The sequence below is a fragment of the Paenibacillus phytorum genome, from assembly GCF_013141715.1.
GTDB lineage: Bacteria > Bacillota > Bacilli > Paenibacillales > NBRC-103111 > Paenibacillus_E > Paenibacillus_E phytorum.
Genome location: NZ_WHOA01000241.1, coordinates 508,166 through 531,421 on the forward strand (window position 1 = coordinate 508,166; position 23,256 = coordinate 531,421).

Annotated in this window: 17 protein-coding genes; 16 read left to right on the top strand and 1 reads right to left on the bottom strand. The window is 46.2% G+C overall.

Features of this window, described 5'->3' with window-relative positions:
* Positions 1-36 precede the first annotated feature (36 nt).
* From GC098_RS35615 to GC098_RS35630, 4 genes are all read left to right on the top strand, one after another.
* Positions 37-471 carry an SRPBCC domain-containing protein gene (locus tag GC098_RS35615; RefSeq protein ID WP_171649019.1) on the top strand — a complete coding sequence of 145 codons (435 nt, stop codon included), beginning with the start codon at positions 37-39 and terminating at the stop codon, positions 469-471.
* The gene (locus GC098_RS35620) at positions 468-1,265 is read left to right on the top strand and encodes a lipid II flippase Amj family protein (protein ID WP_171649021.1); all 798 of its coding nucleotides are present in this window, start codon (positions 468-470) and stop codon (positions 1,263-1,265) included. The genes GC098_RS35615 and GC098_RS35620 overlap by 4 nt, the downstream gene beginning before the upstream one ends.
* Positions 1,266-1,349: 84 nt before the next feature.
* Positions 1,350-2,228 carry a radical SAM/SPASM domain-containing protein gene (locus tag GC098_RS35625; RefSeq protein ID WP_171649023.1) on the top strand — a complete coding sequence of 293 codons (879 nt, stop codon included), beginning with the start codon at positions 1,350-1,352 and terminating at the stop codon, positions 2,226-2,228.
* A gap of 144 nt (positions 2,229-2,372) precedes the next feature.
* A complete protein-coding gene (locus tag GC098_RS35630) occupies positions 2,373-4,319 on the top strand; it encodes an ATP-dependent DNA helicase (RefSeq protein ID WP_171649025.1) in 1,947 nt (648 codons plus the stop codon).
* 18 nt (positions 4,320-4,337) lie between these two features.
* Here the strand turns inward: GC098_RS35630 and GC098_RS35635 are convergent, their stop codons facing one another.
* Entirely contained in the window at positions 4,338-6,137 is a 1,800-nt protein-coding gene (locus tag GC098_RS35635) for an ABC transporter substrate-binding protein (RefSeq protein WP_171649027.1), read from the bottom strand.
* 143 nt (positions 6,138-6,280) lie between these two features.
* Between GC098_RS35635 and GC098_RS35640 the strand changes: the two genes are divergently transcribed.
* The 12 genes from GC098_RS35640 to GC098_RS35695 form a co-directional block, all read left to right on the top strand.
* Positions 6,281-7,783 (top strand): DUF4153 domain-containing protein, encoded by a 1,503-nt coding sequence (locus GC098_RS35640; protein WP_171649029.1) that lies wholly within the window; start codon positions 6,281-6,283, stop codon positions 7,781-7,783.
* A gap of 95 nt (positions 7,784-7,878) precedes the next feature.
* Positions 7,879-9,450, top strand: coding sequence for an S-layer homology domain-containing protein (locus tag GC098_RS35645; protein ID WP_171649031.1), 1,572 nt, complete (start codon positions 7,879-7,881; stop codon positions 9,448-9,450).
* A gap of 243 nt (positions 9,451-9,693) precedes the next feature.
* Complete coding sequence (locus GC098_RS35650) at positions 9,694-11,097, top strand: MFS transporter (protein ID WP_171649033.1); 1,404 nt, start codon at positions 9,694-9,696, stop codon at positions 11,095-11,097.
* 248 nt (positions 11,098-11,345) lie between these two features.
* Complete coding sequence (locus tag GC098_RS35655; RefSeq protein WP_171649036.1) at positions 11,346-12,488, top strand: acyl-CoA dehydrogenase; 1,143 nt, start codon at positions 11,346-11,348, stop codon at positions 12,486-12,488.
* 39 nt (positions 12,489-12,527) lie between these two features.
* Entirely contained in the window at positions 12,528-13,679 is a 1,152-nt protein-coding gene (gene mmgD / locus GC098_RS35660; RefSeq protein ID WP_171649038.1) for a citrate synthase, read from the top strand.
* Positions 13,676-15,124: a bifunctional 2-methylcitrate dehydratase/aconitate hydratase gene (locus tag GC098_RS35665; protein ID WP_246359133.1), complete on the top strand. Its 1,449-nt coding sequence runs from the start codon at positions 13,676-13,678 to the stop codon at positions 15,122-15,124. Before mmgD ends, GC098_RS35665 begins: the two co-directional genes overlap by 4 nt.
* Positions 15,125-15,163: 39 nt before the next feature.
* A complete protein-coding gene (prpB, locus tag GC098_RS35670) occupies positions 15,164-16,072 on the top strand; it encodes a methylisocitrate lyase (RefSeq protein ID WP_171649040.1) in 909 nt (302 codons plus the stop codon).
* A gap of 85 nt (positions 16,073-16,157) precedes the next feature.
* Positions 16,158-17,300, top strand: coding sequence for an acyl-CoA dehydrogenase (locus GC098_RS35675; protein ID WP_171649042.1), 1,143 nt, complete (start codon positions 16,158-16,160; stop codon positions 17,298-17,300).
* Positions 17,301-17,325: 25 nt separating this feature from the next.
* Positions 17,326-20,586: a fused isobutyryl-CoA mutase/GTPase IcmF gene (gene icmF, locus GC098_RS35680; protein ID WP_312880548.1), complete on the top strand. Its 3,261-nt coding sequence runs from the start codon at positions 17,326-17,328 to the stop codon at positions 20,584-20,586.
* 24 nt (positions 20,587-20,610) lie between these two features.
* Positions 20,611-21,621: a thiamine pyrophosphate-dependent dehydrogenase E1 component subunit alpha gene (locus tag GC098_RS35685; protein WP_171649046.1), complete on the top strand. Its 1,011-nt coding sequence runs from the start codon at positions 20,611-20,613 to the stop codon at positions 21,619-21,621.
* On the top strand, positions 21,622-22,602 hold the full coding sequence (locus GC098_RS35690) for an alpha-ketoacid dehydrogenase subunit beta (RefSeq protein WP_171649048.1): 981 nt from the start codon (positions 21,622-21,624) through the stop codon (positions 22,600-22,602). It abuts the gene before it with no gap.
* 12 nt (positions 22,603-22,614) lie between these two features.
* Positions 22,615-23,256: 2-oxo acid dehydrogenase subunit E2 (locus tag GC098_RS35695; RefSeq protein WP_171649050.1), on the top strand; the 642-nt coding region annotated here is incomplete at its 3' end.

Genomic DNA, 23,256 nt, shown 5'->3' on the forward strand with positions numbered 1-23,256 from the left:
AGCGGTGAATTTTAACCCGATAGGAGGAAAGAAGAGATGAATACCAACAAACAAGTTGGTCTGACCGCTTCGGTAGGCTTTCAAATTGGTGTTAGACGTACACTTCCCTTTTTTCAAGAAGAAGCTTGGGAACTGCTGACTTCAACACAAGGGAGAAAACTTTGGTTAGGTGATGCAGACTCGGTTGAGATTGTTAAAGATCATAAGTTTGTGACGCAAGAAGGAACGACGGGGGAATTTCGCGTGGTGAAGCCATTGGAGCAACTTCGATTGACTTGGCAGCCTGCAGACTTTACCAATACGTCAACACTTCAAATTCGTCTGCTGCCTGCCGCTAGTTCAGGGAAAACAACGATTAGCTTCCATCAAGAGAAGCTGGACAGTGCGGAGCAAAGAGATGAGATGAAAGCACATTGGGAAGAGGCTATCCGCGGATTACTAGCTCTTTCTGAGGAAAAGTCCATACGATGACTAACACGCTAATACTGGTCTTCATTCTGACGATGATTATCCATACAGCAGAAACGTTATCATACTCAATTCGGTTCGCTGGGGTACAAGTAAACAAGCTGGCAGTGGCACTCTCTTTAGTCGGTATTGTCGTCCTTGTTTCGCGCACAGCGAATTTAATTCAGGCGCCAATGACTGCACACTTCGTTGATTTTGCTAAGTTCGAACCGACCTTCGATTTGGAACGATATCTGCGAATCAGTTTATTCGCTTCATCGATTGGGACACTGATTGCGATTGCTTTATTCCCATCTTTTATCAATCTTAGCGTTCGAGTCATTTCCCGGTTGGAAATTGCAGGATCGATTCCGAAACTCATAACGAGTGTAACGGTGACGCAGTTGAAGAACACGAAAAAATATTTGAAGAAGCCGAACGTCAAGCTGTTGAGCCAATTCCGTTATTTGGGGATTCCAAAGCGATTCCTTTTGATTAATATTATGGTGACAGCTTTCTATTCGGTTGGTGTACTTTCTTCCTTATATGCCGCGCATTTATTACCTGAATTTGCAACGACAGCGTCGCAAGCATCTGGACTTATTAACGGGATTGCTACTATTTTGCTTACCATATTCATAGATCCGCAGTTAGGTCTTATCACGGACAAAGCACTGCATGACGAATCGCAACGTAGACAGCTAGGTAAGATCTATGCACTGCTCATGACATCTCGATTTCTGGGAACGCTGCTAGCGCAAGTTTTCCTTATTCCGTCTGCTCATTTTATTGGATGGATGGTCAAATGGTTTTTCTAATTGTTCGATTTCCTTTCCTTCATAGAGCTTGCTTGGTATAATTACAAATATCATAGGAGCGCAGCTAGAAATGGAGCCATAGTAATGAAGAAGTTCAAGAAATTTTATATCGAAATTACAAGTGTTTGTAACTTGGCCTGCACCTTCTGCCCACAAACGAAGCGCCAAGCTAATTTTATCAAAATCGATACTTTTAACAATATATTAGATCAGATCAAGCCGCACACGGATCACATTTATTTGCATGTCAAAGGGGAACCTTTACTGCATCCGAAGATTGACGAGCTGCTGGATTTGAGCCATGAGAAAGGCTTCAAGGTCAATATCACAACTAACGGTACACTGATTAACAAAAATAGACACAAGCTGCTGGATAAACCGGCGCTGCGGCAAATGAATTTCTCCTTGCACAGCTTTGATGGCCACGAAGGATCTGAGGATAAAGAAGGATATGTCACGAGTATCCTGCGATTTGCTAAGGAAATCGTTGCCAAGTCCAATGTGATTATCTCATTCCGTTTATGGAATCTAGATACGGACAATCAGACGAATCAAGAACGACAGCGAAACCGTGAAGTGCTGGAATTGCTCGAGAAAGAGTTCGAACTTGATTACAAAATCGATGAGAAATTCGTTCGCGGTACTGGTGTTAAGTTGGCCGATCGCGTCTATCTGAATCAGGATCATGAGTTCCAATGGCCGGATTTGAAGGCGGAAGAAATTGAAGGGCCGGGCTTCTGTCACGCACTGCGGAATCAAGCAGGTATTCTTGTTGATGGCACTGTGATTCCTTGTTGTCTAGATGGGGAAGGGGTCATTAATCTGGGCAATATCAACCAAACGCCTTTCTCCGAAATCGTAGAGGGTGAACGGGCGAACCGATTGTTCGAGGGCTTTTCCAGACGTGAAGTTGTCGAGGAATTATGCCGCAAATGCGGATATCGCGAACGTTTTAGTATGTAAAATAGGAGAGCTCATTCTAACGGCGTGTGTGCTGGGGAATGAGCTTTTTTCTTATGTTTCTATTTCTAGCGATTCTTTGCTTTTAATCAGCATTCGTGGGATAATATAAGTTTGATTCGATTCTATTTGTTGGGGGCACATTACGTGGGACGTTATCCATTTGCATATGATCACGCGCAGCCATTCATGCAGCAGGTTTCTGACTGGATTGCGGATATATTTTATGAAGTTCTACCTGAAGCGGGTTTCGAGGTGCGTGACGAACAGATTTACATGGCGTTCCAGTTAGAACGAGCTTTTGCTGAGAAATCGACCATTTTTGCGGAAGCAGGGGTGGGTACGGGGAAAACGCTTGTCTATTTATTGTATGCGATATGCTACTCGCGTTTCATGAAAAAACCGGCTATCATCGCTTGTGCGGATGAATCTTTGATTGAACAATTGGTCAAGCCAGGTGGTGATATTGATAAAATATCGCGTCACTTGGACCTCGTGATTGATGCGCGGCTTGCCAAATCGCCTGACCAATACGTATGTCTCGTCAAGCTTGATGAGGCGCGATTCGGACACGAGGATACCGGCATATATAGAGAGCTGCATGAAGGACTTCCTGACTTCGTTCATACACGTGAAGCGATGCAAACCTTCCATGCTTATGGGGACCGTAAAAACTACCCGCACCTGAATGATGAACAGTGGCACAAGGTAAGTTGGGATGCCTATCAGGATTGTTTCGTCTGTGATAAGCGCCATCGCTGCGGCCAAACGTTATCTCGTGAAGCGTATCGACGTTCGGCGGATCTGATTATCTGCTCGCATGATTTCTACATGGAACATGTATGGACGTACGACGGAAGAAAGCGTGAAGGTCAGCTTCCTTTACTGCCGGATCATTGTACGGTTGTTTTCGATGAAGGTCATCTGATGGAATCGGCTGCTCAGAAAGCACTAACGTACAAGCTGAAGCATATGGTGTTCGAGGAATTAGTGATCCGTTTGTTAAAAGGGGAAGTACGCGAGACGTTAGCCGTCTGTATTGATCAGGCCATTGAGCAAAGCGAGCTCATGTTCGAAGTGCTTGAAAGCTGCTGTCAACCTATTGTTGGATCGGATCGTAAGCAGATTGTCATCAATGACCGATTGCTGCGAGAAATCCACCGGTTAAGTGATATTTTATCGGAGATTGAAGAGGAGCTTGTCTTTGAAGGTGAAATGTTCACATTAAACGACTACCAGCTTAAGATCGTGGAAGAACATTTGGAAATGATGCAGAAAGCACTGGCTTTGTTCCGCAATGATCAAACCTTCATTTGTTGGGCCACTGAAAGCATAACAGGTCTCAGCCTAGTAATTATGCCAAGAACCGTGAAAGAAGTGCTGAAAGAACACGTGTTTTCATCCAAAATGCCAATCGTTTTCTCATCGGCTACGCTGTCGGTTGAGGGTTCATTCGATTATGTGGCTAATAGTTTGGGCCTCGATAAGTATCTATCATTCTCTGTAGATTCTCCTTTTGATTATGCAGAGCGGATGGAAGTCATCGCACCCAAATGGGAGTCTGGCGGTACGTTTCAAGAAAAGATGGAATCCGCGGTTCAGTTGTTAAAAAGAACAGAAGGAAGAGCGCTTATTCTGTTCCCAACCCACGAAGAGCTGCAGCGGTTTAAGCGAGAAATCAAAGGTCGTTCGGATTCTTCAGAACTGACGTTCTTGTTTGAGGGAGATCAAGAAATCAGCCATTTGATTGCCTCTTTCCAGGGGGATGAGCACAGCGTGTTGTCTGCTGTCACCCTATGGGAAGGACTCGATATACCGGGTCCTTCGTTGTCTAATGTCATAGTCTGGTCGCTGCCGTTTCCTCCACAAGATCCCGTATTCAATGCGAAGCGTCAAGCTTCAACCTCGCCGTACGAAGAGGTTGATATTCCTTACATGCTGTTAAGGCTCAGACAGGGGATTGGGCGCTTGATTCGTACTCGCGAAGATAGTGGAATTATTGCCATCTTCAATGATGAACTGCACGATAACGTGGTGCTTCGCGAGCACATTGTTCGCATACTACCCGCTGGTGTAACGCTGAAGAGCGAGTAATTTACTTCAAGGTTGGTTCTAGGTGAACCAAATGTCGCGAAATCGCACCCAACCAAGCGAGTCGAGGGAGATGCCGCGAATCGATGGATGGTAAGCGGTTTTGAGATGTTTTCGATATAGAAATAGCAGGCTGTGGCGCTGCTTGAGCTGGGATTCCAACTGCTCGAGCAGCGCCATTCTGCGTTTCGGGTCGGACTCGGAACGCAGCAATTGTAAGCTGTCATCGAGCATGGTCTGCACTTCAGGCGCAGCATGCTGCCGCATGCTCTTGTACATATCGTAGAGCCTCAGCTCGCGATGCTCGTCTAGCATGACGGCAAAGAGCAACAGATCTGCCGTCATGCGCAGCTCGCCCTTGAATTCTTCAGCTGGAATGAACAGGATTTCCAGAGTGATTCCGGACATTGCGTACATTTTCTGCAAGAGGAGCGCATCCTGCTCATATTGCGGGATGGTCGCCAGCTTCAGTACGTCACCCTGGTAGCCGGAAGCTGCTAGCAGCTTCTCGACTTCAATGGGCTTTCCCGTCGTGCTAATTACATGATTGGAACGATCCGTATCTTGTTCTGGCAGTAAGAAGAAACTGCTTGCCGCTTCAATGACATCACCAGAGAGCTGTTCCAGCAAATAGGGTTGATCCAATGCTAAGTTAAGTGCCTCGCGAATCAATGGATTCTTTAACGGTCCATCTTTCAATTCATTCACCGTCATGAATTTCGTCGTCATGCCAGATTGCCGTACTTGCTGCCAACGCTGCGCTTCCATGTCTGAAATTCGCACATTGTGCATGACTTGGAAAGGCTGTCTTTGAGCTGATAATTCCGTCTGTTCATTCTCCGGCAATGTCCACACTTCGACCCGATCCAAGAACCCACGTCCCTGAAAATAAGCAGGGAATGCCTCCAAGATCCATATCCCTTGCTCATGTCCAATTAGTCGGAATGGTCCTGTGCCAATGGGCGACTTATCCATCAGTCCGCCCGCTGCTTCACAGACATCTGCTGGTACGATAGAAGCGCGATTGGTAGTTAAGAATCCGAGAAATAATTCATTGCGTTCAGACAGTTGAATGCAAACTGTTGTTTCATTTGGTGTTGTAATGTCAATGATGCCCGCATAAGCCCAGCTATACAGACCACGCGGCGCTAAGCGCCCAAGCCGTTCAAGTGAATATTTCACATCACTCGCCAGCATTTCGTGGCCATGATGAAACTGCACACCTTTCCGAAGATAGAAGGTCCATAAGGTGCGAGAAGCATCTACATCCCACGCATGTGCAAGATGCGGCAGGATCTGATCTCCTTTGGCATCCATCCGAACGAGTCCATCGAAGAGCTGGTTCACCAGATGGGATTCCCCGGCATAATGGATGGCTGCAGGGTCTAAGGCGTGAATCGTTTGCGTAAGTGGGAATCTCAAAATATCCGTTCGCCGCTGGCCTTGCACTTCAGACCGAAAGCCGAATTGCCCTGACAACCAAACTTGGAATTGTTCCCGTAGGGAAGAAGCATGTTCAGCTGCTTGCAGCAGTTCAAGTGCAGAATGCAAATCCTGTTTCGCGACCAATTCCTTAGCTTCCTCCAGAAGCATATCTTCTTTGCGCGCATGGAAAATAAGAGTTGAGCGATTGCCTCGGCCTTTCTTTGGCAGCCAAGTGAGCCACTGCTCCTGTTGCATTCGCTTGAGAAGCAGCACCATATTGCGGTGCGTACAGTCCAAATGTAACGCTAGCTCCTGTAGCGTTATTTCGAGTGGATGTTCTTCATGGACCTGGGGGAATGAGCGTCGAAGTGTTAAATAATGCTTGCGTATTTTCACCCTTTAACCTCCGGAATAAAATATGAAATTATGAAAATTAAACTTACACTTTTTGTTCTTGTTTTACAGGTTACAATAAAGGGCAGGAAATAACAAATGCTTTTGCTGCCTTACCATTTGTAAAACAAAGGAGAAAAAGTCCAATGAGAGATCCTGCTCCATGGCAAAGAAAATACGGTTTAATGCTTATGTACGCATGTTTATTTGGTTTCATGGTTCAATACATGTTTATTGACCATGCCGCCGGCATCTCTGTTCTCATTAGTGTGGCTGGCTTTTACAGCCTTTACTTTTACGCCATAAAAGGAAGATTAGGCGGTTTTGAGCCGTGGGAAGGACAAAATAAAGCGGGTTGGTTCCTTCTGGCTCCAGTTGTATTACTCGCTATGACGTATACATTGTTTGCTAACATTCTGTTCCATACGCTTAATTTGCTTGCCTTACCCATATGCATTGCGATGCAGACGATTGTCTTATCACGCAATAGTAAGCATGCATGGTATCACGCTACATTCCTGCAGGATCTGCTGAGACATTGCTTTGGCAGGCCGCTAGCTTACTTGTCTGTACCTTTTGGGATGATCAAAGCTTGGCTGCCGAGTAGAAAGACCGAAAAAGAGTCTACTTGGGGAAAGATGGGGAAAGTGGGTGCAGGTCTCTTGTTGGCAGCCCCCATATTATTCATCGTTATTGGATTGTTATCTTCCGCGGATCGAGTTTTTCAATCTTGGATGGCCGAAATCCCGCATTGGTTCAACGGAATATCTATTGCTGAGGGGATTGTACGAACCGGCATGGGGATTGCAATAACCCTATACACGTTCTGCTATTTATGGGGAATTCTTTTTCCAAAAGTCATCGAAGTCAGCCAAACGCCTCAAGAGTTTAGTGAGGAATCAGCCGCTGTGAGCAAAAAGTTTCTGATTGATCCAATAACAGCCGGTACTTTGCTGGTGTGTGTCAATGTCGTCTACGTGCTGTTTGCTATCATTCAGTTCTCCTATTTATTCGGAGCAGCGAATGGGTTTTTACCAAATGGTGTTCTCTATGCGGAGTACGCGCGAAGAGGGTTTGCTGAGCTTGTTGCCGTCGCTATCATCAATATTTCGCTGCTTTTTCCAGGTTTGCACTGGATCCGCCGCAGTAGTCACGTTGGTGAAACCATTCGAAAATGGCTGCTGACGATGCTCGTCGGATGCACGATCGTGATGCTCATTTCCGCTTATGGAAGGCTTTCGTTGTATGAAGAGGCGTATGGCTTCACGCAAACGAGATTACTTGTTCATGGTTTCATGATTTTCTTAGGCGTTCTGTTTATCATTGCTTTGTTCCGAATCTGGATGGAGCGGATGTCCTTGTCAAAAGCTGTTATCACAACGGCAATCCTGGCCTATCTGGTGATGAATTATATGAATATTGAACAACGAATCGTCATCAACAACATGGAGCGGTACGAAAGAACGGGAATCATCGACCTTGAGTATCTGGGGAGACTCTCAACCGACGTGGTCCCGCCACTCAAGGAACTGCAAGCCAAGCACCCTGAGTTGGTGTCGATACAAGCAACCATAGATCGCGTTAAAGCTGATTCCGGAGACTATTCATGGCCTTCCTGGAATCTATCCAAGTATCAAGCAAGACGGTAATTGTAAAATATTTCAAAACATTTCGTTTCGATCTCAAAACAGCTGGGTATAAATTCCTATCAACACAAAACCCAGACTTAGGAGGATGAAACGTTATGAAAAAACAACTATCTTTCGTACTAACATCCGCAATGGCTTTATCCGTGTTCTCATCTGTTGCATTCGGCAAAACGTCAGCTGACTTCTCAGATTTGAACCAACTGGACGCCGCTACTAAAGTCAAACTCGATGCGATGATTAGCGCGGGTATTTTTGATGGGATGACCGAAACGACTTTCGGATTAAAGAGTCAAATGAACCGTGCACAGTTCGCTAAAGTTGCGGCGATGATCTTGGATCTTCCGATTAATGCTAGTTTAAGAGTTTCCTCTTTTACAGATGTAAGTACATATAATCAAGCTAATGGCTACGCATTACCGTATATTGAAGCTTTGAAAACAGCTGGAATTACAAATGGAGTTAGCGATGGTGCTTACAACCCAGCTGGACAAGTGACGAAGGAGGAGTTAGCTACTTTCTTGATTCGAATTTTAGGTAAGGATGCAGAGGCAGGTAATAAAACACTAACAGATGGATCCGTCTCTAATTGGGCCAAAGGGTACGTAGCTCTTGCATTGAACTTGAAGCTTCTCCCAGAAACAATAGGTGCTTTCGAAGGTCAAATGCCTGCTACCCGCGAACTCCTGGTAACAGGCGCTTATGAAGCAAAACAACAATATATACCAGGTAAAATCGCGATAGTTAGCGCACAGGCTATTGGAGCAAATAAAGTGAAAGTTTGGTTTAATCAAACGGTAGACAAGACAAAAGCTAACCTTACATTAAGCAAAGGAACATTGAATGTTCCGGTAACTGTGACTTGGTCTGATGATGGCAAGTGGGCTACTTTACTCACATCTTCACCGATCAGTGAAGGAGAGTATACAGCTGCTATTTCTGGGTTAGACGCATCAACTGTATCACGAAATGAAGTCTATTTCAGAGCACAAGCGGAGCAGGTGACCGAAATCAACTTCGTCAATCCAGAAGAAACCATTGCGAACAGCTCCGCTGCAACGATTAGAGTGAAAGCCTTGAATCAGTACGGAGAGACGGCATCCCTTGGAACGTCAGGATTCACGGCCATTGTTGCTGGTTCAGTTCCAGCAGATTTTAAAAGGGATGAGTGGGGCAACCTCGTCATTATTGCTAACGTCAAAGATGCGAATACTTCCCAAATGAATGATTATTTACCAGTAACCGTTTATGTGAATAATAGCAAACTTACTGCAGCTCGAAGCTTCAAAGTAGGCAATGCACCTGTTCTCAGCTTCATTGAACCGAACAAAATAACCTATTCGAATATGAAAACAAGATTGATTAATGTGGGCGATAAAGCTTCCATTTCATTGAATTTGTTTGACCAGTATGGGAACCCGATCATCAAAAGACAGTTTGATCAAAATGAGGTCACTTCAAAGAGCTTGACACCAGTTGTATCGCCTGAAAATCCAAACCTTGAGATTGTAAAGGCGGGTACTTCGCTAGGAACAACTGATTTATTTGATGAAAATGGGAACGCCCGCTTTGAGGTTAGACTGACTGCCAAGCCACTGAACGACAGCACTCATAAGATTACCATTTATAGCGAGGCTACTCATGCTACTGTGAGTGTGGATGTAAACTAATTAGGGCCATTTTATTGACTGCTTACTCTCTGGCGACAGAGAGGGGCAGTTTTTCTTTAGTCGAAGCTTTGTATGTTATACAAAAATTTTTGTTGTGTAAACTACTATACATGAGAACGTGCGTTTGGTACACTGGGAGAAGAAACGAAGTTGGTAAAAAATGGGGTGAATCGAGGGGTAAATGAATAGTAAGATCAATGAAATGAACTTAAAAATTCGTAAAGAGGAAGGAAGCCAGTCAAAATGAATGTCGTTGAGAGTCAAACCAAATCTGAAGAGGGCAATTCAGAAATAAAGAAAAGTGTCCTTTGGATCTATTATGTCATCTTTTTTGCCGTTTTGAATGAATCCGTATTCAACGTATCCACCCCAAGTATTGCCAAGCAATTCGGCTTGGATGCTTCCGGTGTAAGTTGGGTAGTTACGATCTTTTTTATCGTCTTCGGTATGGGAATGGTTATATTCGGTAAGCTTTCCGATATGTACAGCATCAAAAAATTGATTACAATAGGGATTTCCCTTTACGCTTTTGGTTCAATATTGGGTTTTGTATGCCAATCGTGGTATCCTGCTGTCATTTTATCCCGGGCCATACAAGGAGCAGGTGGGTCAGCTATCCCAGCCTTGATTTTCGTCATGGTAGCCCGGTTTTTCACAGTGAAAGAACGGGGGAGAATGTTTGGTATCATTACATCGACCGTTTCATTCGCTATTGGGATCGGTCCGGTACTAGGCGGTTATATTGCAGGATCTTTCCACTGGGCCTTTTTGTTTCTTGTTTCGGTACCCGTCGTCATCGCTATTCCTTTTTTTCAAAAGTTTCTACCAGTTGAACCGCGCAAAGCAGGTAAATTGGATGTTGTTGGAGCGGTACTGTTGGGTGTAGTCATATCAACGCTGATTTTGTTTACGACTGAAGGAAATTGGATCTACTTGGGAATTGTATTGGTAGCTCTTACGCTATTTATCGTTCATATTCGCAGAGCGAAGGAGCCGTTCGTCGAACCTGCACTTTTCACAAATTCTCTTTACCGAAATGGTCTCATCATCGGCTTTCTCATTTTTGGAACCGTGATGTCGGTCATGTTCGTCATACCGCTGATGCTAAGTAAAATATACGGCCTGGACACTGAACATATTGGACTTATTATGTTTCCAGGAGCCATTAGCGCGGTCGTATTTGGGAAAGTGGCCGGCAATATGACGGTCAAGCGAGGAAGCCATTATGTTGTATATCTAGGATTGATATTAATCGCAGCTAGTCTTTTACTGCAATCTTCATCGATCGGACTTTGGGTATGGTACATTGGAACAGCACTCATCATGATGTACATCGGATTTTCTTTCATGCAGACGGCATTAACGGAAACGATTACGCAAATTTTGCCGGTTCAACAAATTGGCGTCGGGATGGGCTTTTTCAATATGACCTCAACGATTTCCGGAGCGGTCGTGACGGCACTCGTTGCCAAAGTGATGGAGAAAGAGCTGCTTGCTTTTCCGCTTCATCCTCTAATTTCAGACTCACACGCCTACTTGTACGGCAATCTCATTCTGATATTATGCTTAGTTGTTATAGCAAGCACATTGCTTTATTTCGTATCTTTTGGCAAAAAAAATCAACAGCTGGTCAATGAACCGGTATAAATACTGGAATAACAATGAAATTGGAAGAGCCAAACCTGCACAAAGGTCTGGTTCTTTCAATTTTTTCAGCGGGAGTAAGAGTCAATTAAAATCATGCAGCCTCGAAGGTATAAGCATTTGTAAAAGGGTGTATATATAAAACATAGAACTGAAAGCGTTTACAGCTTGTCCCATTTTCAATCCATCGACCAAAAATATCCTCGGCAGAAACATGAAGGAATGTCCATCATGTCGAAGGAGGCAGTCGAATGCATGTGTCCTATACGGATGAACAGAATTTGATTCGTACCATGGTGCGTGACTTTGCGATTAACGAAGTTGAGCCGACGGCTGCACAGCGGGATGAAGAAGAGAGATTTGATCGAAATTTGTTCGATAAAATGGGGAAGCTTGGTTTGACCGGCATTCCGTGGCCTATAGCGTACGGTGGGCTTGCGTCCGATTTTCTGACCTATGCCATGGTCATTGAAGAGCTTTCTAGGGTATGTGGTTCCACAGGAGTTATGCTTTCCGTTCATACCTCTCTAGTCAGTTGGGCGATTTACAAGTATGGCACAGAAGAACAGAAACAAAAATTTTTGCGGCCTTTAGCAGAGGGGAAGAAACTAGGAGCCTATAGTTTAACGGAAAGTGGTTCCGGCTCCGATGCTGGGGCGATGAGGACAACTGCGATAAAGGACGGGGACTGTTATGTTCTTAACGGATCCAAACTATTTGTCACAAATGGAGGGGAGGCGGAGGTTTACATTGTTTTTGCGATGACGGACTTGCAGCAAAGGCAAAAAGGGTGCAGCGCCTTCATCGTGGAAAAGGGAGCTGCTGGATTCATTTTTGGCAGTAAAGAAAAGAAGCTAGGCATCCGTTCATCGCCGACAATGGAATTGAGGTTTGAGAATTGCCGTGTTCCTGTGGAGAATTTGCTAGGGCCGGAAGGTGAAGGGTTCCGAATTGCCATGAAAAGTCTGGATGGCGGACGCATCGGAATTGCTGCTCAAGCACTTGGAATTGCGCAAGGCGCACTAGATGCTTCAATCGCCTATGCAAAAGAACGAAGTCAATTGGATAAGCCGATTGGTGGGCAGCAGACGATAGCTTTTAAAATCGCTGATATGGCAACTCACATTGAAGCAGCAAGACTGCTTACCTATCAAGCCGCCTGGCGGGAAAGCAAGGGGTTAACATATGGAAAGCAAGCTGCTATTGCCAAGCTTTTCGCCAGTGATACCGCTGTTCAGGTCTGCATTGAGGCTGTGCAAATTTTTGGAGACGACGGCTATACCAAGGATTTCCCAGTAGAGCGGTTTTTGCGCGATGCGAAGGTGACCCAGATATACGAAGGGACGAACGAGATTCAGCGTATTGTGATATCACGAATGCTTCTTGCCGACTGACTGAATAAAAGAACGAACGGAGGAAGGGAGAGCGATAAAATGAGTGACGACTATATTCCTGGACTTGAAAATGTCATTGCTAGCGAGACGAACATCTCGTATCTGGATGTGGAGAAGGAGGAAATTGTTGTTCGCGGGTATGACCTAATTGAGCTTGCCCAAAACGTAACCTATCTGGACATTGTGGGACTACTTCTAGACGGAGCGCTGCCTAATCCAGATGAACGACATTCGATCGAAGAGAAGTTGAGATCGGAATATGGATTACCTCCAAATGTGAACGCGATTCTACAACTACTCCCCGAGCAAGCCGACTTCATGGATGTTCTGCGAACAGGCATTTCAGCTATAGCAAGTTACGACGTAGATCTCGAGGATCGTTCCAGAGAAGCCAATACCCGTAAAGCCATTCGATTGCTTGCGAATGTGCCGGAAATTGTTGCCAACGGGTATCGCGCGCAAACGAAGCAACCATTCATTGACCCGAACAAAGAGTTATCCTATACAGCTAATTTCTTATATATGATCACAGGACGCGTCCCAACCAAGATGGAAGAAGCAATCTTTGATCAATCTCTGATCGTCTATAGTGAGCATGAAATGCCGAATTCAACGTTTGCTGCGCGTGTAATTGCATCCACACAATCCGACCTTTATGGTGCCTTAACTGGCGCGGTTGCTTCACTCAAAGGGACTCTGCACGGTGGCGCGAATGAAGCGGTCATGGCTATGCTTTTGGAAGCGGGGTCGGAAGCAAATCTTGAAGCACTCATGCTAAATAAGTTAGCAAAGAAAGAACGAATTATGGGCTTTGGACATCGGGTTTATATGAAAAAAGCGGATCCCCGCGCACTGCTTATGAAAGAGGCACTAGCTGAACTAGCAGTAGACAAAAATCAATCAGAGCTCTATAACATGTGTGTGCTTGGCGAAGAAGTCATGAAGCGAGAAAAGAATTTGCATCCGAATTTGGATTATTATGCAGCTCCTGTTTACTTTTTGCTAGGGATTCCAATTGAATTGTTTACACCGGTATTTCTTGCTGCCCGAACGATCGGCATTAGCGCGCATGTGATCGAACAACATGATAATAATCGACTCTTTCGACCAAGAGTTCATTATAAGGGACCTCGAGATCTACACCCTCTTCAACAGCCGAGTCACTTAAGCAGAAAGGACGAATACGAATGAGTAGTTCTGGATTTCCGGAAAATAAGGAGATGACCTTTGACCCCTTAATCGAGGAGATTGCCGATTATACATTGGCAAAAGGGATTGAAAGTGAGGAAGCGTATCGCATCGCACAGCATGTCTTATTGGATTCACTTGGCACTGGATTACTCGCCTTGCGATTCCCGGATTGTACGAAGCATTTGGGTCCAATTGTACCAGGTGCGAACTTACCGGGGGGTGCCCGTGTGCCGGGGACGAGATACGAGCTAGACCCCGTCCATGCGGCTTTTAATATTGGCTGTATGATTCGTTGGCTGGATTATAACGATACATGGTTGGCTGCTGAATGGGGGCATCCATCGGATAATCTAGGCAGTATTCTTGCCGTCGCCGATTATCTTAGCCGCAATAGAGTTGCTGAGGGGAAAAAGCCGCTCATTATGAAGGATGTCCTCACCATGACGATTAAAGCGCACGAGATTCAAGGAGTGCTTGCTCTTGAGAACAGCTTAAACCGTGTAGGGCTGGATCATGTTCATTTTGTGAAAATAGCTTCGACTGCCGTTGCTGCGGCAATGTTGGGGGCGAACAGAGAAGAACTGTGCAGCGCGCTTTCTAACGCATGGATTGACGGGGCTAGTTTAAGAACGTACCGACATGCACCGAATACAGGTTCACGTAAATCATGGGCAGCCGGTGATGCCACAAGTCGTGGGGTACGGTTAGCTTTGATGGCTGTAGGTGGCGAAATGGGCTATTCGTCGGCACTTTCTGCGAAAAATTGGGGCTTCCAAGATGTTTTATTTCAAGGAAAAGAACTCACATTAGGTCGTTCATTAGGCTCCTATGTGATGGAGAATATTTTATTTAAAATATCATTTCCTGCTGAATTTCATGCTCAAACAGCCGTCGAATGTGCTTTGCAACTGTACCCTAAGGTACACAAGCGACTGGATGAGATTGCACATATCACATTGACTACCCATCAATCTGCGATTCGGATTATTGATAAGAAGGGGCCTTTGCATAATCCTGCTGATCGGGATCATTGTCTACAATATATGGTTGCGATTGGGCTGCTGTTTGGAACATTGACCGCTGAGCATTACGAGGAAATGGTCGCTAAGGATCCTCGGATTGATGCGCTTAGGGAGAAAATGGTCGTTGTCGAGGATGAGCATTACAGCAAGGATTACCTGGATCCTGATAAACGTTCGATCGCAAACGCGGTCCAAGTTCATTTCAAAGACGGCACGAAAACGGAGAAAGTCGTTTGCGAGTATCCGATCGGGCATCGAAGGCGGCGTGAGGAAGGTTTACCTAAGGTTATTGAGAAGTATGAAGCAAATTTACTAACTCGATTTCCTCGTAAGAAGACGACAGAAATACGGAAGCTCTCCCTTGATTATGAGCGGTTGATTCAAACGCCTGTTCATGAGTTTATGGCGCTTTTTATTATATGACCACTGGTTAATAAAGTCGGCGAGATGCAGGAGGTCTTTATGTCATGGCTGATTGAAGAAGAACCGGATCAACAACGATTGGCCGCTGAATTTCGTCAGCTTGTTGATGCTGGCACAATTGTCAAAATCCCTGGTACCCACGACGGAATGGCTGCAAGAATAGCTAAGCAGGCTCATTTCAAGGCCATATATTTATCGGGAGCTGCTTACACAGCTAGCAGGGGACTGCCTGATTTAGGCCTCATTTACTCGAATGAGGTGGCGGAACGTGCCCGAGAGCTGGTTCGTGCATCCGGTCTTCCTCTACTTGTCGATATAGATACCGGATTCGGCGGTATTTTAAACGTAGCACGAACAGCTAAGGAAATGGTGGAGGCGAAGGTCGCAGCCGTTCAAATAGAGGATCAGGAAATGCCGAAAAAATGCGGACATTTGAATGGAAAGAAGCTCATTTCGGCTGAGGAGATGATTCAGAAAATTCGAACGATCAAAGCCGTGAGTCCGACGTTATTTATCGTTGCGCGTACGGATGCGAAGAGCGTCGAGGGAATGGATGAAGCGATTCATAGAGCACAGCAATATCTTGCTGCGGGAGCTGATGCGATTTTTCCAGAAGCGCTGGAAAGTCAAGAGGACTTTCAACGTTTCAGCAAAGAAGTGGAGGGTCCACTTTTAGCCAATATGACGGAATTCGGGAGAACTCCTTATTATACGGCGGAGCAATTTGAAAGCTGGGGATTTCATATGGTCATTTATCCGGTCACTTCGCTTCGCGTAGCTGCCAAGGCCTATGAAAGAGTTTTTGAGGAAATCAGTCAAACAGGAACTCAAAAGGGCTCTCTCAGCCATATGCAAACCCGGAGTGAGCTGTATGATACGATTCGTTATTACGATTATGAAGCATTAGATGGAAAAATTGCCAAAACGATTTTGAATGAAAATGAGTAGCGGCCTATGAACCATCCTCACTGATCTCCTGTTGTCGGTGGGGTCTTTGCGTACACTTAAGTCATCAAGAGGAGGTCGTTATGACATGGACTTTAGCTTGTCGGAGGAACTGGAAATGGTTCGCAGTATGGTCCGTGATTTCGCCGAAAACGAGGTGGAACCTAGTGCTGCCCTTCGAGATGAGGATGAACGGTTTGATCGGACCTTATTTGACAAAATGGGTGAGCTTGGTCTGACAGGGATTCCTTGGGATGAGAACTACGGTGGGCTTGGCTCCGATTATCTGACCTATTGTCTTGTTGTAGAGGAACTATCTCGTGTGTGCGCTTCTACAGGTATTACTCTATCGGCACATATTTCGCTTGCGGGCTGGCCCATTTATACCTTTGGAACGGAGGAGCAGAAGATAAGGTTTCTACGTCCCATGGCAGAAGGGAAGAAGCTTGGGGCATACGGTCTTACAGAGATTGCCTCAGGCTCCGATGCTAGTTCCATGGGAACAACGGCCATACGAGATGGAGATCACTATATATTAAACGGCTCCAAAAAATTCATTATCAATGCAGGTGCTGCGGAAATTTATATCGTGTTCGCTTTGACAGACACTTCGCAAAAGCACAAAGGCTGCAGCGCATTTATCGTAGAGAAAGACACACCCGGATTTACGTTTGGCAAAAAGGAAAGAAAATTGGGCATTCGCTCATCGCCGACGACGGAGATATGCTTTGACAACTGCCGCATACCTATAGAGAACCTACTCGGAAGTGAAGGAGAAGGGTTTAAAATCGCCAAGCGCACTCTTGACGGCGGCAGGATTGGAATTGCAGCTCAGGCGGTAGGAATCGCCCAAGGAGCACTGGATGTCTCGTTGGCCTATGCAAAAGAACGCAAGCAGTTTGGTAAGCCGATTGCGCAGCAGCAGGCGATTGGTTTTAAGCTGGCGAATATGGCAACTAAAATCGAGGCGACCAGATTGCTGACGTATCAAGCCGCTTGGCGAGAAAGTCAGGGGTTATCGTACGGCAAGGAATCTGCTTATGCCAAGCTTTTTGCTGGAGACACGGCCATGGAGGTGACTGTGGAAGCTGTTCAAATCTTCGGGGGATATGGCTATACGAAAGCCTTTCCCGTTGAACGTTATATGCGCGATGCTAAGATCGCGCAAATCTATGGAGGGACGAACGAAATCCAGCGAGAGATTATTTCTCGAAGCCTTCTGGCAGATTGAGGAGGGAGGTGCAGCCGTGTCAACTGTGGGTTCGGAAACCAACTATCGTGCGAAGCATAAGGTGAGATTCGTAACGGCTTCGGCTTTATTCGACGGCCACGATGTGTCCATTACGATTATGCGGCGAATACTTCAAGCCAGTGGAGCGGAGGTCATTCATCTAGGGCATAACCGATCCGTTAGGGAGATTGTGCAAGCAGCTATTCAAGAGGACGTACAGGGAATTGCCGTTTCATCCTATCAAGGCGGGCACGTCGAGTACTTTACTTATATGATTGATTTATTACGGGAAAAAGGGGCGTCCGAGATCAAAGTCTTCGGCGGCGGAGGGGGCGTGATCCTTTCTTCCGAAATCAAAATGCTTCATGACTATGGTGTTACTCGCCTATTTTCGCCTGACGATGGAAGGGAGCTTGGCTTGCAAGGAATGATTAACTTTATGATGAAGGAGTGTGATTTTAGTACGGTTTCTGGCTATGCCCAAGGTTACGAAGTAGGCGAAGTAGGGCAAATCAATGATCATAGGTCGATAGCCCGCTTCATTACAGCTGCCGAACTAGTTTGTGAAAGCAGGGAATTGAAATCGGAGATAGAGACATTAAATAAACAGTCGATTGGGGCCACATGTCCGGTTGTTGGCATCACAGGCACTGGCGGAGCGGGGAAAAGCTCCCTAACCGATGAATTAGTCCAGCGTTTCCTGCGTCAGTACCCGGATAAAACCATCGCCATCCTATCGGTCGATCCAACCAAGCAGCGAAGCGGCGGCGCTTTGCTTGGGGATCGCATCCGCATGAATGCTGTTCACAACGACCGCGTGTATATGCGGAGTATGGCAACACGGGGATCGGGCAATGAGCTGTCCCTTGCAATCGCTCCTGCAGTTGCCATCTTGAAGGCGGCCAGCTTTGATCTCGTTTTGGTGGAAACCAGTGGAATTGGTCAAGGTGATCATCAGATCACCGAAGTAGCCGATGTCTCGCTCTATGTGATGACAAGCGAATTCGGCGCGCCTTCGCAATTAGAGAAGATTGATATGCTTGATTACGCAGACCTAATCGCGATTAATAAATTCGACCGCAGAGGCTCTGCGGATGCACTTCGGGATGTGAAGAAGCAAGTTCAGAGAAATCATGGTTTATTTGATTTGAATTTTGAATCCATGCCTGTCTATGGAACGATGGCTAGTCAATTTAACGATGCTGGCGTGGATACATTATTCCGTGCACTCATCGATACCTTGAATCGAAAATGTGCTTTGCAGTGGCCTATTCAGGGCTTTTCATCTGGTCATGCGCCCAAGACACATGTCATCATACCAGCTGACCGTACACAGTATTTAGGAGAAATCGCGAATACGGTACGGGCGTATCATGCGTACGCAGAAAGGGAAGCCGAGCTGGCGACTACTTGCTACCGAATTGAAGGGGCGATTTCAGCCCTACAGCAGGAGATTGGAGCGGACGAAAGTATATCTGTCCTGCAAACACTTAAGATGAATCTAGAGACGCGTATGCAAAAAGAAACTCGACATCTACTTGCCCAGTGGCCGGAGCTGCAAAGAAAATACACAGGCAAAACCTTTACTACCCGAGTACGGGATAAAGAATGCGTGACAGAGCTAACAACTTCAAGCTTGTCAGGGTTGGACATCCCGAAGGTGAGCCTGCCCAAATACCGTGATGCAGGAGATCTCATTCGCTGGATGTACCGTGAAAATGTGCCGGGGGAATTTCCCTTTACATCAGGAGTTTTTCCTTTCAAACGAACAGCTGAGGATCCCAAACGACAGTTTGCAGGCGAAGGGACGCCGGAACGCACCAATCTACGATTTCATTATTTGTCGCAGAATGATCAAGCCAAGCGTCTCAGTACGGCTTTCGACTCCGTCACATTGTATGGGGAGGATCCTGATGAGCGGCAGGATATTTACGGCAAGATCGGTGAGAGCGGGGTTAGTGTCTGTTCACTAGACGACATGAAAAAGCTGTATGCCGGGTTCGATCTATGCGATCCGTTGACTTCGGTTTCAATGACGATTAACGGTCCTGCTCCGATACTTCTCGCAATGTACATGAACACGGCGATCGATTTCCAGATCGAACGCTTCTCCCGGGAGCAGGGTAGACGACCAACTGGAGTGGAAGCGAACCAGATTCGCGGGCAGACGCTGAGATCGGTGAGGGGGACAGTACAGGCTGACATTTTGAAGGAGGATCAGGGGCAGAATACGTGCATTTTTTCCACAGAGTTCGCACTTCGGATGATGGGCGATATTCAGCAATATTTTATCGATCATGAAGTACGTAATTATTACTCGGTTTCTATTTCGGGCTATCACATTGCCGAGGCAGGGGCGAATCCGATTTCACAGCTCGCTTTTACACTAGCTAACGGATTTACTTATGTTGAGTATTATTTGGCTAGAGGCATGCCGATTGATGATTTCGCTCCGAATCTGTCTTTCTTTTTCAGCAATGGGCTTGATCCGGAATATACGGTGATTGGACGAGTGGCGCGCCGAATTTGGGCTACGGTTATGAAGAACAAATACAACGCTAATGAACGCAGCCAAAAGCTGAAATATCATATCCAAACGTCGGGGCGATCTCTGCATGCGCAGGAAATTGATTTTAATGATATCCGAACCACGCTGCAAGCACTGATGGCCCTTCTTGATAACTGCAACTCGCTGCATACAAATTCATATGACGAGGCTATTACAACACCAACGGAGGAATCTGTACGTCGAGCAATGGCTATTCAATTGATCATCACGAAGGAGCTTGGTTTTGTTAAAAACGAAAACATGCTGCAGGGCTCATTTATCATCGAGGAATTGACCGATTTGGTTGAGGAGGCTGTGCTGCAGGAGTTAGAACGAATTAGTGAAAGGGGCGGTGTACTCGGAGCAATGGAGTCTCAGTATCAAAGGGGTAAAATCCAGAATGAATCGATGCTGTATGAAATGAAAAAACATCATGGCGAGCTGCCCATTATTGGCGTGAATACGTTCCTTCATCCCAATCCTTCCAAAGATGAGGACATGAATATCCCGCTAGCTCGCGCAACGTCGAAAGAAAAGGAACAGCAAATTACGAATCTCAGGGAATTTCTATCGAGGCACCAAGCAGAATCACCCGAGGCTTTAGCAAAACTGCAGCAAATTGCGCTTGATGGCGGCAACATTTTTGCCGAATTGATGGAAACGGTCAAGACAGCAAGCTTGGGGCAAATTACTCACGCGCTTTATCAGGTAGGCGGGCAATATCGCAGAAATATGTAGCATCAGGAGAGAGGAGGGGTTCCTATGTCTTCTCAGCAAGTTACCAAACATCAACAGCTCGGTTTAACCGATGAACAGGTGCTGAAGATGTATACCTTCATGCTCAAAGCAAGGAAGTTTGACGAGCGAGCTACACTTCTTCAACGGTCAGGCAAAACGGCCTTTCATATCTCTAGTGTCGGTCAAGAAGCGACCCAGGTAGCAGCGGCGTTCGCATTAAATAAGCAGCATGACTATTTTCTGCCTTATTACAGGGACTATGCCTTTGTCCTAACGGTGGGTATGACCGTGCGTGAACTCATGCTGGCAGCTTTATTTAAAGCGGAAGACATTAACGGAGGCAGGCAAATGCCAGGGCATTTTGGCTATAAAAAGCATCATATTGTTTCTGGATCAAGTCCGGTTGCCACGCAGGCCCTACACGCTGTCGGCATCGCACTGACGGCTATGATGAGGAAGGAAGACCATGTAGCTTTCGTCAGCTTTGGCGAAGGGGCGAGCAACCAAGGGGATGTGCACGAAGCGTTCAATTTTGCCGGTGTATTCAAGCTGCCCGTTATCTTCCTATGCGAAAATAACCAGTATGCCATTTCCATTCCTGCGCATAGACAAGTGGCCGGACGTGTTGTTGATCGTGCCGCAGGCTATGGCTTCCCAGGGCAGCGTGTGGACGGCAATGACACGCTGGAGGTGTATCGCGCGGTCAAAGAAGCGAGGGAGCGTGCCGTTCGCGGGTACGGGCCGACGTTGATTGAAGCGATGCTTTATCGGATACCGCCACATTCCACAGCGGATGACGATATGCTGTACCGGACGAAAGAAGAGGTAGAGTACCATAAGGAGCAGGACGGCTTGCAGCGTTTTCGTCGTTATTTGATCGAATGCGGCGTCATGTCAGAAGAGATCGAACAAGTGCTGAATGAGAGTGTAATTAAAGAAGTAAATGAAGCAACGAAATATGCTGAAAAAGCCCCTTATCCAGCTCCCGAGGATGTATTACGGCATGTTTATGCGGAAGATGGGGGTGATACTTAAATGCCAATCTTAACGTATTTGGAGGCCATTCGCCGTGCAATGATAGAAGAAATGGAACGCGATGAGCATGTTTTTGTGCTCGGAGAGGATATTGGGAAGGGCGGCGTTTTGAATGCGACGAAAGGCATGCGCGATCGGTTCGGTGAATTGAGAGTCCTTGACACGCCTCTCTCTGAATCAGCCATTGTGGGTGTTGCGATTGGAGCGGCTATGGTCGGGATGAGGCCGATAGCGGAAATCCAGTTTGCCGATTTTATTTTCCCGGCGGCTAATCAAATCATAAGCGAGGCAGCGAAAATTCGGTATCGCTCGAATAATGACTGGCATTGTCCAATCGTCATACGCGCACCTTACGGGGCGACAGGTGGAGGCGGATTGTATCACTCACAGTGTCCGGAATCGGTCTTTTTCGGAACTCCTGGACTCAAGATTGTTGCGCCATCTACAGCCTATGATGCCAAAGGTTTGCTGAAAGCGGCAGTGCGGGACGAGGATCCTGTCCTTTTTTTCGAACATAAGAAATGCTATCTTTCGATATCAGATGAAGTACCTGAAGAAGATTACACCGTTCCAATTGGCAAAGCAGCCATAAGGCGCGAGGGGACGGATATCACAGTGATTGCCTACGGTTTGTCGGTACATTATGCGATTAAAGCGGCTTTCGAACTGGAGCAAGATGGAATTAGTACAGAGATATTGGATTTGCGGACGCTTCATCCACTCGATAAGTCTGCTATTTATGAGGCGGCAGCCAAAACCGGTAAAATATTGATCGTACACGAAGATAATAAAACAGGTGGCATAGGTGCAGAAATATCGGCTTTAATAGCGGAACACCTGTTGTACGAATTGGATGCACCTATTATGAGATGCTGCCCTCCCGATATTCCTCCTGTTGGCATGGCGCCAACTTTAGAGAAATTTTACCTGCCGAATGTGGACATCGTCAAAGAAGCCATGCGCCAATTAGCGGAAATCTGAAGGAGGCTGGGTATGCAGAGGAACTCTGAAAATCCCCATGCTTGGATGATGATCGAAGTGGATGTCAGTAACCTCGTCGCCTTGCGGCAAGAGTTGAAAAACGACTTTATGCGAAGAGAGGGCGTCCAGCTGTCGCTTAGCCCGTTCATATTGAAACCGATCGTGAATGCCTTGAAGGAGTTCCCCATGCTGAATTCAACCTGGCACTCGGGCAGCATTCTTCTCAAAAAAGATATTAACCTATCGATAGTTGTTGCTATTGCCGACGATACCGTCGTAACACCTGTGATTTATCATGCGGATCGTAAATCCATAGCAGGAATCACGATTGAGCTGTATGAGTTGGTCAATAGGGCGCGAAGTGGTTCCTTGCTGCCATCCGATTTAATAGAGGGTTCATTTACATTTAGTAACACCGGATCCGTAGGATCCTTGCTTTCCTGTCCAATCATTCATAATCCGCAGGCAGCCATACTTACAATTGAGTCCATCGTACGTAAGCCCGTAGTTATTCAGGAGATGATTGCGATCCGGTCGATAGCCAACCTTTGCCTTTCCTATGATCACCGGATTGTGGACGGGTTGATTTGCAGCCGGTTCATGCAGCGGGTTAAGTATTATTTGGAACAATATGATCAAGAAACGATCATTTAT

Excerpts from the sequence above, each read along its gene's own strand:
- GC098_RS35645 (WP_171649031.1), top strand. The coding sequence starts at position 7,879 with ATGAAAAAACAACTATCTTTCGTACTAACATCCGCAATGGCTTTATCC.
- GC098_RS35625 (WP_171649023.1), top strand. The coding sequence starts at position 1,350 with ATGAAGAAGTTCAAGAAATTTTATATCGAAATTACAAGTGTTTGTAAC.
- GC098_RS35690 (WP_171649048.1), top strand. The coding sequence starts at position 21,622 with ATGCCAATCTTAACGTATTTGGAGGCCATTCGCCGTGCAATGATAGAA.
- GC098_RS35685 (WP_171649046.1), top strand. The coding sequence starts at position 20,611 with ATGTCTTCTCAGCAAGTTACCAAACATCAACAGCTCGGTTTAACCGAT.
- GC098_RS35655 (WP_171649036.1), top strand. The coding sequence starts at position 11,346 with ATGCATGTGTCCTATACGGATGAACAGAATTTGATTCGTACCATGGTG.
- GC098_RS35650 (WP_171649033.1), top strand. The coding sequence starts at position 9,694 with ATGAATGTCGTTGAGAGTCAAACCAAATCTGAAGAGGGCAATTCAGAA.
- GC098_RS35665 (WP_246359133.1), top strand. The coding sequence starts at position 13,676 with ATGAGTAGTTCTGGATTTCCGGAAAATAAGGAGATGACCTTTGACCCC.
- GC098_RS35675 (WP_171649042.1), top strand. The coding sequence starts at position 16,158 with ATGGACTTTAGCTTGTCGGAGGAACTGGAAATGGTTCGCAGTATGGTC.
- prpB (WP_171649040.1), top strand. The coding sequence starts at position 15,164 with ATGTCATGGCTGATTGAAGAAGAACCGGATCAACAACGATTGGCCGCT.
- mmgD (WP_171649038.1), top strand. The coding sequence starts at position 12,528 with ATGAGTGACGACTATATTCCTGGACTTGAAAATGTCATTGCTAGCGAG.
- GC098_RS35620 (WP_171649021.1), top strand. The coding sequence starts at position 468 with ATGACTAACACGCTAATACTGGTCTTCATTCTGACGATGATTATCCAT.
- GC098_RS35615 (WP_171649019.1), top strand. The coding sequence starts at position 37 with ATGAATACCAACAAACAAGTTGGTCTGACCGCTTCGGTAGGCTTTCAA.
- GC098_RS35640 (WP_171649029.1), top strand. The coding sequence starts at position 6,281 with ATGAGAGATCCTGCTCCATGGCAAAGAAAATACGGTTTAATGCTTATG.